The sequence below is a fragment of the Mycobacterium hippophais genome, assembly GCF_027529605.1.
Classification (GTDB): domain Bacteria; phylum Actinomycetota; class Actinomycetes; order Mycobacteriales; family Mycobacteriaceae; genus Mycobacterium; species Mycobacterium arseniciresistens.
Genome location: NZ_JAPZPY010000004.1, coordinates 337,350 through 350,680 on the forward strand (window position 1 = coordinate 337,350; position 13,331 = coordinate 350,680).

General features: G+C 71.7%; 10 protein-coding genes. 5 read left to right on the forward strand and 5 right to left on the reverse strand.

The genetic code is table 11. The annotated features are described in order from the left end of the window. Positions 1-47 precede the first annotated feature (47 nt). Positions 48-329: a hypothetical protein gene (locus tag O6P37_RS12940; protein WP_269894426.1), complete on the reverse strand. Its 282-nt coding sequence runs from the start codon at positions 327-329 to the stop codon at positions 48-50. A gap of 122 nt (positions 330-451) precedes the next feature. On the opposite strand from O6P37_RS12940, the gene O6P37_RS12945 reads away from it, so the two are divergent. The 3 genes from O6P37_RS12945 (at position 452) to O6P37_RS12955 (ending at position 4,052) form a co-directional block, all read left to right on the forward strand. Next, positions 452-919 carry a lipoprotein LpqH gene (locus O6P37_RS12945; RefSeq protein ID WP_269894427.1) on the forward strand — a complete coding sequence of 156 codons (468 nt, stop codon included), beginning with the start codon at positions 452-454 and terminating at the stop codon, positions 917-919. Positions 920-993: 74 nt separating this feature from the next. Continuing rightward, positions 994-2,736 (forward strand): hypothetical protein, encoded by a 1,743-nt coding sequence (locus tag O6P37_RS12950; protein WP_269894428.1) that lies wholly within the window; start codon positions 994-996, stop codon positions 2,734-2,736. Further along, positions 2,727-4,052 (forward strand): CHAT domain-containing protein, encoded by a 1,326-nt coding sequence (locus tag O6P37_RS12955; protein ID WP_269894429.1) that lies wholly within the window; start codon positions 2,727-2,729, stop codon positions 4,050-4,052. The genes O6P37_RS12950 and O6P37_RS12955 overlap by 10 nt, the downstream gene beginning before the upstream one ends. A 3-nt stretch (positions 4,053-4,055) precedes the next feature. Here the strand turns inward: O6P37_RS12955 and O6P37_RS12960 are convergent, their stop codons facing one another. Next, positions 4,056-4,523: a hypothetical protein gene (locus O6P37_RS12960; RefSeq protein WP_332909787.1), complete on the reverse strand. Its 468-nt coding sequence runs from the start codon at positions 4,521-4,523 to the stop codon at positions 4,056-4,058. 121 nt (positions 4,524-4,644) lie between these two features. Between O6P37_RS12960 and O6P37_RS12965 the strand changes: the two genes are divergently transcribed. Next, positions 4,645-5,925, forward strand: a complete 1,281-nt coding sequence (locus tag O6P37_RS12965; protein WP_269894430.1) for a hypothetical protein — start codon at positions 4,645-4,647, stop codon at positions 5,923-5,925. Then, positions 5,922-7,055 carry a hypothetical protein gene (locus O6P37_RS12970; protein WP_269894431.1) on the forward strand — a complete coding sequence of 378 codons (1,134 nt, stop codon included), beginning with the start codon at positions 5,922-5,924 and terminating at the stop codon, positions 7,053-7,055. The genes O6P37_RS12965 and O6P37_RS12970 overlap by 4 nt, the downstream gene beginning before the upstream one ends. Position 7,056: 1 nt before the next feature. On the opposite strand, the gene O6P37_RS12975 is transcribed toward O6P37_RS12970, so the two are convergent. From O6P37_RS12975 to lysX, 3 genes are all read right to left on the reverse strand, one after another. Beyond that, positions 7,057-8,403, reverse strand: a complete 1,347-nt coding sequence (locus tag O6P37_RS12975) for an alpha/beta hydrolase (protein ID WP_269894432.1) — start codon at positions 8,401-8,403, stop codon at positions 7,057-7,059. Positions 8,404-8,451: 48 nt separating this feature from the next. Next, positions 8,452-9,888, reverse strand: a complete 1,437-nt coding sequence (locus tag O6P37_RS12980; protein WP_269894433.1) for an FAD/NAD(P)-binding protein — start codon at positions 9,886-9,888, stop codon at positions 8,452-8,454. A gap of 81 nt (positions 9,889-9,969) precedes the next feature. Then, on the reverse strand, positions 9,970-13,314 hold the full coding sequence (gene lysX, locus O6P37_RS12985) for a bifunctional lysylphosphatidylglycerol synthetase/lysine--tRNA ligase LysX (protein WP_269894434.1): 3,345 nt from the start codon (positions 13,312-13,314) through the stop codon (positions 9,970-9,972). Positions 13,315-13,331: the final 17 nt, after the last annotated feature.

The following is a 13,331-nucleotide window of genomic DNA, read 5'->3' on the forward strand; positions in this document are numbered from 1 at the left end:
ACGCCTGCGTGAAAACGCGATATCGGCGGTCGCGGGGTGTTCGCGCGTCAGTCGGTTTCGGAGCGCATCGACTCCCGGATCTGAGCCAGTCGCTCGGCGGCGGCCCGCTGACGCTCCTCGTAGAGTTCGTCGGCCGCGCGGCCCTCGGGGGTCTCGGCTGCCAACTCGGAGGCGCCGACCGATGTGCCGAAGCGGTTCTCGATCTTCTCGCGCACCGCGTCGAATGTCGGCACACCGCCCGGCGTGTAGCCGGTGTCGAGGGCCTCTGCCGGCGGCGGAGGCGGCGGCGGGGCAGCGGTTTCCGGCTCGGGGGTGGATTCGTCGGACATGGTGGTCACCGTACTCGGCGACGCCGACGGCCCGCGGTAGTTGGGATCGGTAGCCGTCCGGCCGGATTTCACTTGTGCCACGACGACGCCATCGGGGCGGCGCGCGAATGAGGGAGAAAACAATGAAGCGAGTTGTCGCTGTTGTGATCGGTCTGGCCGCAGCCACCGCCGTCCTGGTGGGCTGCTCGGACGACAAGCCGGCCGCCGCGCCGGGCACGCAGGTGAGCAACGGTGGCAGCACCGAGGTGAAGGTCGACGGCAACGACCTCGCCGGTCTGGACACCAACTCGGTCACCTGCGTCAAGCAGGGCGGCAAGATCACTGTGGGCAGCGGCGCCGTGGGCGGCCAGCAGGGCCTGGGCATCGTGATGACCGACGAGGCCACCCCGAAGGTCGAGACCCTCGGCCTGGTGGTCGACGGGAACGCGCTGGCCGTCAACAACATGATGGGCGCCAAGGTCGGCTCGGCGGAGGTGAAGGTCGACGGCGACACCTACACCGTCAGCGGCGAGGCCAGCGGCGCCGACATGAAGAACCCGATGGCCGGAATGATCTCCAAGCCGTTCAGCGTCACGGTGACGTGCAGCTGATCCGTCCGCACCGCGGCGGCGGGCGTGCTGGGCCATTCGGCCTGGCGCGCCCGCCGCTTCCCTATGATTCGACCGTGACCATCGGCGCCGGTCTGGCGCGGGCCCGCTCGCTCACCTTCGCGGGAGACGAGGCGGCGGCCCGCGATCTGTTGCTGTCGTTGATGCCCGACATCGAGCGCGCCGACCGCGACGACCTGATGCTCGAGGTGTTCGCCCAGCTGGGGGAGATCTACCAGGTCCGCGGCGCCGACGACGGTGTGACCGAATGCGTGCGCCGGATCCGGGACTGTCTGGCCGTCTATTCGGCGATCCTCGCAGGCACCGGACCGGACGTCCCGGTGGCGCTGGCCGACGCCGACATCCGCCGGATGACGCTGCGCTACACCCGGCGCGCCCGGTACCTCGACATCGGACTGGCGGCGGCGGCAGGCGAGCACGAGCGCGCCGCGGCGCAGCTCGAGGAGTTCCTCGCCGGATCCGGCGAGGAGAGCTTCGCGACCGGCGATCCGGAGCTCGCCGACGAGTTCGCATACCTCCGCGCCCGCGCACTGATGCTGTGTGCCGCAGCGCTGTGCGACGACGACCTGCACGCGCGGTCCATTCCGCTGTGGGAACGGGTCCTCGAGGCGATCGCGCGGCCCGGTGACGGCGAGACGGCCGATCACCTGCTGGTCACCGGTGGCACCGGCTACGGACGGTTCTGTGTCGAGACCGGGCGGCTGCCGGAGGCCGAGCCATGGCTGCAGCGGGCCGGAGCCAGAGCGCAGTCCCGGGGGTGGCGATTGGCTTCGGCGAGAACGGTTCTCGAGCGTGCCGCAGCCGCATGGGCGGCCGGTGATCACGAGGCCACCGAACAACTGATCGGCGAGGCCCAGCCGGTGCTCGCCGAACACGCCCATGCCGATGATGTCGCGCGGTGCCTGCTCTACTACGGATTCGCCCGCATGGCGCTCGGGGAGCTGGCGGTCGCCGACGACTGCTGGACGCGGGCAGAGCAGCACTGGCGGGAATCGGGCAGGCCGCTGCGCATCCATCGGATCATACTGCAGCGCAGCTGGATACCGATCTTCTGGGGCCGCTACGCCGAGGCCGTTGAGCTGGTGGCGCAGGCCCGCGAGTGGCTCGACGCGTCGAACCGGAGCAGCTGGCTGCAGTACGCCCGCCTGGACGACCACCTGGGCACGGTCTGGCGGGCCGACGCGCTCGCCGACCTCGGCTTCGACGCCGCGGGCGACCCGGACGAGACTTTGGAGGAGGTCGAGAAGCGCCACGTCGCCTCACTCGGCGTCATCGACGCCGACGCACCGGCCGACCGGCAGCGCAGCGCCGTGATGAAGCTGGAGCAGGCCGCCGAGCTGAAACTGCCTGCCGCGCTGGCGGTCGACTCGGTGCGGTACGCACTCACCGACCCCGACGCCCGCAACCGATGGGCCTCCACCGTGTCGGCGCCGATGCTGGCCGGTGCCTTCGCCGTGGTCTGGGAGTGGGAGAACACCGCCCTGCTCAGTGAGCTGATCGAATACCACAGCGCGCGGGGCGCGTTCACCGTCGCCGTGGATGCGGCCGGTGGATCCGGGATGCCCGACGCGGCGACCGTGGCGGTGCCGCTCGACGACGTCGACACGCCCGCTCTGGTGGCGGGGGGCGGTCAGCCGCCGGCGCAGGACGGTGATCCGCTGCTGCGCCTGGGTCCGCTGCCGCCGCTCGTCATGGAGCCGGGCGCGGCACCGGTGCTCGAACACTACCGCGCGCTCGCCCAGCAGCGGTACGGCCGCGCGGTCACCGCCGACGAGCCGGTCTGGCGCACATGGCCGTGACCGGGCCACCCCGGCTGGTACTGAGGTTCGCCGACCTCGGCATCGCGACATATGCCAGCCTGCGCATCGTCGGGCAATCCGAGAGGACGGTCACCTGGGTCGTCGAGGTGCCCATCCTGCTCGCCGCACTTCAGGAGCTGGCGGACGCGCTGCCGGACGCCCGGCCCGGCGAGACGGCAGGCGACGCCCTCGAACGCGCGGTGCGGCACAGTCCGTTCGCATCGCCGCACGGCGAACTGACCCTCGCCTACATCCTGGGCGTGCTGCTGATCGCCGCGCCGGCCTGGCAGCTGCTCAGGGAGTGCGTATCAGACCCGCGGGCAACGCTGTTCGTGTCCCCGAGCGCACGGCTCGCGCGGGTGCCGTGGGGGCTGCTGGCGATGCCGACGTCGGGCCCGACCGCGCGCGAGCTGGTGCACGCGCGGTCGGAGGCGATGACGCGGACCGGGCCGACGGCCGCGCGCATCCCCTGGCAGCTTACCGACATCGCCGAACACACCGAGGGCCACCGGCTGATGGAGCTCGTCGACGTGCTGATGACGGTGCCACCCAACATCGTGGCGGCGCCCCGGTTCCCGGCTCGCTGGGAGGACCGCCGCGAGGCCCCGGCGCTGCTGGTCCTCGACCCGCGGGTGCCCGGCCAGCGTCCGGACTCCGCGCTGGGATCGGTGCTGGGCCGGCCGTCCGGCGAGATGCCCGTCGTCGCCCACTTCGCCGATGTGATGAGGCGGCGCCCGGTGCTGCCCGAGGTGGCAGGCGCCGTGGAGTTGTTCCGCCGGACCGACGCCGATCGGCGCTGGCTGGCCGAACAACTGCGGCGCGAACCCGGGCGACTGGTGTTCGTCGGCCACGCCACCGCCGCCGACGACGACAGCGGCCGCGCCGACCGAGCGGCCCTTCATCTGGCTGAGACACATCCGCTCACCGCGGCCGACATGATCGCCGCGGCACTGCCGCTGCCGCCGCGAGTGGCGCTGCTGGCGTGCGCATCCGGTGCCGACTACCGGTTCGACGAGGCGACCGGACTGGTGGCCGCGATGGTCCTCGGCGGCGCGCAGACCGTGACGGCGACGCTGTGGTCGTTGCCGACCACGCGCGGCTACCGCCAGTTCACGGCCGACCAGACCACTGCCGCAACGGATCCGATGTCCGAGGTGATCATCGCGGTGGACCGTGCGCATCAGGACGACGCCGCCGGATGCGCGGTGAACCGCTGGCAGCGCGAACAGATGCGGCGCTGGCGGAACGGCGACGCCGGCGCACACCCGCTGTACTGGGCCGCACTGGTCACCTTCGCGGTCGACGGAACCCGTTGAGGGTCAGGCCGGTGGCACGCACACCGCCACCGACGACTCGTCGCGGTAGTAGGTGACGATGACACTGCCCGGGCTGACCCGGTCCAGCGAGCTGGCGGGCACCAACGTCGTCTCCTGCACCGGGAACTGCCCGCCGTCGCGCCTTCTGACCATCAGGTCGAGCTCCACCTCGCGGTAGTCCTCGCGGGCCGCCCCGGTGGTGCGCATGGCCGTCACCACGCCGCGGGACCTGGTGCCACGCCGGATGGTGTCGAACTGGTCGGTGGTCAGCAGCCCCTTGTCGATCAGCATCTGGTCGAATGCCGCACAGACCGTGTCGATCTCGTCGACGGTGACGAGGCGCTCCTCGGACTCCGAGGGTGGCTCGGTGCAGCGGCAGCCGGCGGGGCGGCGCGATCCGGATGGCAGCAGCATGGCAGCGATGGCGACACAGACGGCGCCGACGCTCGGAATCAACAACGTCGTGGACATGCCTAGAAGGTTGGGCCATCGCACGCGCTACCGAACCCAACTTCTGCGCTGTCCCTCACCGCCGACAACTCCTATCCTGTGCCAATGACCACGAGCCCGGAGACCGCCGCAGGTGGCGCTGATGCACCCGCGCCGCTCCGTCGTCGACCGCGCATGGCGCGCGATCGGCCCCGGCGTCGAGGTGCTCAGCGGCGACGACGGCGGGCCGTTGCGGCGCACCGTGAAACGCATCCTCGACCCGCTGGTGCTGCGGCTGCGGGCCAATCCCGAATACTCCGCCCCGGTGGTGAGCGACGACGTCGCGGCCGCGATGCACGACGCGATCGTCGGGCACGCCGACCGGCTGCGGGCGGCCGCCGCATGGTTCGCACTGCTCAAGGCCGAGCGGCGGCGGCTGCGCATCACCGCGGGCAACGCCCAGGAGCTCTACTTCCCGGTCTGCTTCGAGCTGGCCGTCACGCGAGGCGCACCGCAGGCCGACGACGCGCAGGCCGCGAGCGCGGTGCTGGCAGATCTGCACGGCGAGCGCGACCGGACCGGCATCGAGGTGCTCAACCGCTTCGCCGCCGATCCGCGGGTGGTGGCCCGGCTGACACAGCAACTCGAGCGCAGCTGGGCCGACGTCCGGGCCGACGGCGCGATCACCGGGCCCTTCCTCAGCGGGTTGACCACCGTGCTCGGGCCGGCCGACGGGCACCGCGCGGCGGCCGCGCGGCAGCGGGTCTGGACCGCGCTGATCGCCGACGCGACACCGCACAACCTCGGCGCACTGGCCCGTGGCGACGGGGCGGGCCTGCCCTGGTCGATCGTCGACGCCGGGCTGTCGTCGTCGGTTCCGCAGCGCCCGCCCCAGGTCGGCGGGGACCCCGGCAGCGACCGGCCGCTGGACCGCACGGTGCTCGACCGCGTGCGCGCCACGCTGCGGCGGGCGCTGGACCGCGACGAACTGCCCGACATCCCGCTGCTGTGCGCCGAGGAGGTCGACCGCGCCTGCGCGCCATGGGGTCTGATGGCCGAGGACAAACAGGCCGCGCTGGTGGCCGGGATCGAGATCGCGATGCAACTGTCGCCACTGCACGACGCCGCTGCCACGCGATACGACCTGGCCGCGCAGATCCAGGCCCGGCTGCGCAGGGAGGCCTACGTGCTGCACGCCCGGCGCTGCCTGCTGGACACCGCGCCGCTGCACCCGCGCCAGCAGCAGGTGGTCGACGACCTCGCTACGTTCGCCCGGCCCTATCTCAGCCGGTTGTGGGCTCGGCTGCACGGGCGTGACGTCTGGCAGGAACCGTGCGAGGACGTCGACGACGTGCGGGCCCTGCTCGAAGGCGTGGCCAGGTCGGTCAGCCTCGACCACCGGCAGCGCATCAAGGCCATGCTGGAAGTGCAGGCAGCCGCATGAGACTCGTTGCCGGAGAGGGGCTCTGGAGCACCGGATCACCAGCGGTCGCCACGCCGCTGACCGCGGTGCTCGAGGTGAGCGGTGCGGTGTTGTCCTGGCCGGTCGACGAGCCGGGCGCAGCGGCGCACGTCGCGTTCACCGACGTGACGCGCGCCGACTGGCTGTGGCGGGTGGTCGGCGACAGCGGGCATGCGGCGCTGCTGGCGGCCGCGGCCGGCCGTGCCGACGACGGCGCACTGCTCGAGGTGGCCGAGGCGGACATGCCCGCGGCGGCGGTGGCGCCGTTGCGGCGATTGGCGGTGGGGCACTGGCTGCGCCGGTGGTGGCCGGCCAGCAGGCTCGACGGGATCGCCGGCCTCGACCGTGCGCTGCTCGACGCCGAGATCGCCCTGCTCACCGCGGCGGCCGAGGACTACTTCACCGATGACACCGTCGACAGCGACGCCGCCGAACTGCTGGCGCCCCACGTCGGCGAGCTCGCCGCGCTGGCGCGCCAGGGCGACCCGCGGGTGCTCGACATCGTGGCCCGCTGCGCCGAACTCGCCGAGGACCTCGGGGTGGCGGGACTCGAATGGCCGTTGCCCGCCGCGGACATCGCGGTGCCCGCGGGCGGTCGCGACGATTACGCGCTGGTGGCCGGCGCCGACACCCGTGGTGCGGGCGCCGGTGTGATCGCCCGTGGTGTCGGCCCGATCGTCTGGAGTGCGGTGCCGCCCTGGGTCTTCGACGCGGCCGAGGACTCGGTGTACTGGACTGTGAGCAGCGACGGACCACCCGCCGAGCAGGTTCGTGCCGAGGTGCAGACCGCGCTGCTGGGAGCGGCCTCTCCGGCGGGCCTGCCGGTGCGCGTGTCGTCGGGGCACGTGTCGGGCACGGGTGCACTCGACGCGGACGGCCACGCGGCGGTGCCGCTGTACGACGGCACCGGCATCGCATTGTCGGCCGGTGCGGCGTGGGACCACGACTGGCAGCCGACGGTGGTGTCGGTGGGGGCAGATGGCCCGACCGTCGCGGCGAACGAGACGCGGGAGACCCGGGACCGGGCCAGGGCGGTGGCCCGGCGACGGCTGGCGCAGCCCGGCGATGACGCCTTCCTCGCCGAGATCCTCACCGCCGAGGCCGACTACTAGGTCAGCGGGCGACGGGCTGCACGCCGGTCGCCACCGCGGGCAGGGGCAACGGCGCCGACGCAGGTGTCTCGAGCTGACCGGCCAGCCACGGCAGGGCGATCGAGAAGGCCTGTGCGGCGAACGGCCAGTCGTGCTTGCCGGGCTGGACGTGTACCGCACACGCGATGCCGTGCGCCGCGCCCAGCCCGCACAACGAATTCGCTGCCGCCAGTTGATCATTGGCCGCGGCGTTGATGTCGAACCAGCCCGCCACGTCGGTGTAGCCGCCGTGCCGGGTGATCACCGTGGTGGGATCCCAGTCGGCCCACGCCGCCGCGTTGCCGCCGAACAGCCGCGCGATGGTCTGCTGCCGGTCTCCCGCATTCGGCCCGAGGTCGCCCGCGATGTCCTCGAACGCGCTGAACATCTCGGGATGCATGACGCTGAGGTCGACGGCGCACGTGCCGCCCATCGACCAGCCCACGATGCCCCATCGGGTGCGGTCGGCGCTCACCCCGAAAGTGCGCTCCATGTAGGGCACGACGTCCTTGGTCAGGTGGTCGGCGGCGTTGCCGCGGCTGCCGTTCACGCATTCGGTGTCGTTGTTGAACGTGCCTCCGGAATCGACGAACACGAGCACCGGCGCGAACCCCCGGTGCCCGGCGGCGTAGTCGTCCACGGTCTTCACCGCGTCACCCGCGCGCAGCCAGTCGGCAGGCGTGTTGAACTCGCCGCCGATCATCATCACCGTCGGCAGCGGGGGCGGGGGATTGCTGGCGTACCAGGCCGGCGGCAGGTAGACCAGCTCGCCGCGGTGCCGGAAACCCGAAGCGGTGTCGGCGATGTCGACGGGTACGACGGTGCCCGTCGCCGGGATCCTGCCCTGCCGCTGCATCGCCGCGACGGTCACCTGATCGGTCTGGTCGGGCAGCGGGCCCGCGGTCAACTGGTTCCACGCCACCCCGACGGTCGGGAAGTACCCCACCCACAGGTTGAGGGCGAGTGCCGCGGAAAGGGCGCACAGCGGCACCGCGAGCACCGCCACCCCGCGCTGCCAGAACCGGGTGGCGCGCCAGCCGGTGACGAGCACCGCGACCGCCACGCCCGACAGGCCGGTCCACAGCCACAGTGTCTGCGGCGCGGGTTCCCCGGCCAGTCCCTCGGCCGCCACGTACCAGTACGCGCACACCGCGAGGGCGACCCCGACGAACGCCGCCCAGGGCAGCCAGGTCAGCTGCCACCGCCGCGAGCGCCGGATCACCGCCGCGAGCAACGCCAGGCCCGCGAGGACCTGCACCGTCACCGGGATCCACCCGTGCATCAACGACAGGTTGTGGCGCAGCGATTCGGCCAGGGTCACGGCCGCCATCGTGGCCGACCATCCTTATGGGCCGCTGTGGGTCCGCTGTCAGACGGTTCAGACCATGTACTCGAGCTGCGCCGGACCCTCCACCTCGTCGGCCCGCGGACGGTCGAGGATGGTCTCCGCGACCCGTCGTGCCTGCCCGCGCAACTCGGGCACCGCGACCGTCTCCCAATACGTGCCGCGCAGCAGCGGGCCCAGCGCCAGCAGCCATGCCGACCGATCGCCGTCGGCGGTCAACGCGATGTGGTCGTGGTCCACGGCCACCCCCATGTTCGTCGCGTCCGGCGCGATCAGGCCGCGGCGCAGAAGGTTCTGCAGCAGCACCGAGCTGGTGCCCGTCAGCTTCGTCGACGGTCCGGTGGCGTTGATGACCACGTCACCGGTGAGCGTCTCGCCGTCGGCCAGATGCACGCGGATGTGCGCGCCGTCGTCCTCGAGCTTCTCGATCCCGGCGGCACGCACCCGCAGCTGCCCGGTCAGCTGCAGATGCGTCAGCTGAGCGTGGATGTCGGGCGAGATGCGGTGGCGGAACACATTCCACCGCGCTGCGTGGTGCTGCGCGAACGCAAGGCGCTCCGCCGTGGTGAAGCTGCTCCAGATGCGCTGGGTCTGTGCGCGCAGCTTGTCGACGATGATCGCCGGGTGGGCGTTGCGCTCATGCAGTTCCGCACAGTGCGCGCGGACGAGGGCGACCAGCCGGTCGAGGCCCAGCGTGGTCAGGTCGACGTCCGGCGGCGGGAACTCGGGGTACTCGATGCCGCGGAAGTGGCCGTGCGGCAGCCAGCCGTGCCTCGACACGGCGTGGATGTCGCCGCGCCAGCCGATGGTCCGCAGGGTGATGATCGCGTCGACGGCGGTCAGGCCCGTTCCGAGCACAACGACGGCCGAGTTCCGCTCGGGCAGCCGCTCCTCCCAGGCCTGCCACGGGTCACCGACCCAGGCGGGGTGGCCGGTGAGGCTCTCGGCGCCGGGCAGGGCGGCCGGTGTCTCGTTGCCGGTGGCCAGCACGACGCGGTCGGCCTCGATCGCGGATCCGTCGGCGAGGCGGACGAGGCAGCCCAGGTCGCCGGGTTCGACGTCGACCACGGTCCCGACGACCAGTCTCGCCGGCGCCGGACCGGTGCTCAGATGGCGCTGGGTCAGGGCGCGCAGATAGTCACCGTAGGTCTGCCTGGGGATGAACCGCTCCCGCAGGTCGATCTGCGGCACCGCTTCGAACTGCGGTTGCGCGCTGACCCAGCGCAGGAAGTGGTCGGGTTCGTCGGGGAACGCCGACATGTTGCGCGCCGCGACGTTGAGCAGGTACTCGGGGCGGCGCCGCCGGTAGGCGATGCCGCGTCCGACGGGTTCGCGCTCGTTGACCACCGTCAGGTCCAGCGGGACGTCGCGGAGCCGCGCGAGGTTCACCGCGGTCATCGTCCCGCTGAAACCTCCGCCGACGACCACGACGCGGGCGGGCTGCTGCCGTGCGGCGGCGTCGGTGGGCATGCAGGTAGCTGACGGCCTCGCTTCCGCGTTGTCACGGGTTTGGGTGCCCGTGATCGGAAGTCGAACGATGGCGCGGCCGCCCTACCGGGGTTTGGCCAGCGGGAAGGGCAACGTCTCGCGGATGCTGCGCCCGGTGATCAGCATCACCACCCGGTCGACGCCCATGCCGAGGCCGCCGGTCGGCGGCATCGCGTACTCCATCGCCTGCAGGAAGTCCTCGTCGAGTTCCATGGCCTCCGGGTCGCCGCCCGAGGCCAGCAGCGACTGCTCCTGCAGCCGCCTGCGCTGTTCCACCGGATCGGTCAGTTCGCTGTACGCGGTGCCCAGCTCGACACCCCACGCGACGAGGTCCCACCGCTCCGCCACGCCGGGGATGCTGCGGTGCGGGCGGGTCAGCGGCGACACCGACGTCGGGAAGTCCTTGTAGAACGTCGGCTGCTCGGTGCGGTCCTCGACCAGGTGCTCGTACATCTCGAGCACCACGGCACCGGCGTCCCAGTGGGTCAGATAGGGGATGTGCGCCGCGTCGCACAACCGGCGCAGGGTCGGCAGGTCGGTGTCGATGTCGACGTGTTCGCCCAGTGCCTCCGACACCGCGCCGTGCACCGTCTTGACCGCCCACTCACCGGAGATGTCGACCGGGGCGAGCGTGCCATCGTCGCGGGGCCGCAGGAACACCTGCTCGCCGTTGGCGGCCAGGGCGGCGTTCTGGATGAGCTCGCGGCAGCCGTCGATCCACACGTTGTAGTCCGCGTGCGCCTGGTACGCCTCGAGCAGAGTGAACTCGGGGTTGTGGCTGAAGTCGACGCCCTCGTTGCGGAACGCCCGGCCGAGTTCGAAGACCCGCTCGACGCCGCCGACGCACAGCCGTTTCAGGTACAGCTCCGGGGCGATCCGCAGATACAGATCGAGGTCGTAGGCGTTGATGTGGGTCATGAAGGGCCGCGCGTTGGCGCCGCCGTGGATCTGCTGCAGGATCGGCGTCTCGACCTCGAGGAAACCCTTGTGGTACAGCGTGTTCCGGATGGCGTGCAGCACACCGCTGCGCGCCTTGATCAGGTCGCGCGCCTCGGTGTTGACGGCCAGGTCGACGTAGCGGGCGCGGACGCGGGCCTCCTGGTCGGTCAGGCCCTTCCACTTGTCCGGCAGCGGGCGAAGGCATTTGCCGATCAGCCGCCACCGGTGCACCAGCAGTGACCGCACGCCCTTGCGGCTGTAGCCGATCACTCCGGACACCTCGATCAGGTCGCCCAGATCGAGGGCGGCGGTGAAGTCGGCCGACGTCCCCTGTTCCAGCTTCGAATTGTCGAGCAGCAGTTGCATTTCACCGGACCAGTCGCGCAACTGGGCGAACAGCACGCCGCCGTAGTCGCGCATGCGGAGCACCCGGCCCGCCACCGACACGGCGGTGTCGTCGGCGGCGTCGTTCGCCTGGGCCACCGTGTGGCTCGGCGCCTGGCCCACCGGGTAGGCGTCGACACCGCTGTCCTGCAGCGCCTTCAGCTTCGCCATCCGCACCCGGACCTGCTCCGGCAGCCGGGGGCCCGCGGCCTCGTCGGCCATGTCGGCCTGTAGTCCGGAGACGTCGGGGGCGCTGCCGTCGTGGTGCAGCAGTCCGCTGGCCATCAGGGCGTCGGGAGCCGACACGTGGTGGCCGGTGTGCTGCTTGTTCCGCCGGGAGAACGGCAGTACCAGGAAGCCCTCGGCGATCACCGACGCGACGCCCACCCGTGGGACGAGCCGGGCGTCCTCGTAGCAGGCGAAGCGCGGCACCCACTCGGGTTGGTACTTCATGTTGGAGCGGTACAGCGTCTCGAGCTGCCACCACCGGGAGAAGAACACCAGCAGCCAGCGCCACAACCGGGCCACCGGTCCGGCGCCCAGCTGTGCGCCCTGCTCGAAGGCCGACCGGAACATCGCGAAGTTCAGCGAGATCCGGGTGACACCGATGCCCTCGGCCTGCATGCACAGCTCGCTGACCATCAGCTCGATGGTGCCGTTGGGCGACGTAGGGGAGCGGCGCATCAGATCCAGCGACACCCCGGTGGTACCCCACGGCACCAGCGAGAGCATCGCCACCACCTCGCTGCCATTCCCCGAGTCGCTTCGCTCCTGCCCGCCGGTGGCACCCTGCACCGTCTCGACCAGCAGGCAGTCACGGTCCGCGGGGTCGCCGAGCCGGCCGAGCGCCATCGAGAATCCGCGTTCGCTCTCGGTGTCGCGCCACGCGTCCGCCCGGGTGATCACCTCGGCCATCTCCTCGGCGCTGAGGTCGCGGTGGCGGCGGATGCGCACCGACGCGCCGGCACGGCGGGCCCGGGTGACGGCCTGCCGCACCGCGCGCATGTCCGGTCCGGACAGCCGGAACCTGTCCGGGTGCAGGATCGCCTCGTCGCCGAGCTGCAACGCGTTCAGGCCCGCCTCGCGGTAGGCTGCGGCACCGGTGAAGCTGGCGCCCATCACGCCCGGCGCCCACCCGTAGGTCTGGCACAACTGCAGCCAGGCGGCGATGGCCTGCGGCCATGCCTTGGGATCGCCGACGGGATCGCCACTGGCCAGGCACACCCCGACCTCGACGCGGTAGGTGATCGCGGCGCGGCCGTTGGGCGCGAACACCACCGACTTGTCGCGGCGGGTGGCGAAGTACCCGAGCGAGTCGTTCTTCCCGTACAGCTCGAGCAGCCCCCGGATCGCCGACTCGTCCTCGCCGGTCAGCGCGTTGTCCGCGCGTTGCGACTGGAACAGCACCACCGCGGCGGCCATCAGCGCCAGCGCGCCGAACAGGCCGAGCACCGCGTTGACGAGGACGTGGGGGTGCTGGCCCTCGAACGCCGCGGAGTCGACGCCGGCAAAGGCCACCACCCGGTTCGCGGCGTAGGCCAGCCGGTAGTCCCGTTCGAGCGTGCCGGGGAACAGTTCCACCAGCGCCCAGCCCACGAGGATGCCCAGCGCCATGCCGGCGACCAGCGTTCCGACGGCCTTGACCAGGGCCGCCCGCCGGACCCGGGCCCAGAATTCCGGGCGGGCCAGTAGCAGGAAGGCGATCGCAGCGACGTGGAAGGCCAGGCCGATCACCTCGCCGATCTCCTCGATGACCGACTCGTCGCCGGTCAGCAGGTCCACGACGTTCCAGCCGACTGCGGCCACCATGTAGAGCAGCAGCACCCACCAGGCGATGCGTTTGCGGGCGGCCAGCGCGGCGGCCAGCAACGCCAGCACGAACGCCCAGGCGAAGCTGGTGTCGGGGAAGTTGAAGATGTAGTCGTTGACGAACTCGCGCGGGACCCTGATCATCCACCGCACCAATGGCGAGACGCTGGCCAACAGCGACAGGGTGGCGATGATTCCGACGGTCCACCCGGCGGCGGCGGGAACCCAGGGATATCGGGTGGTCGACCGCGCCCTCGGCGGATTGGTGAGGGTCATAGGCCGCGAGGATATGC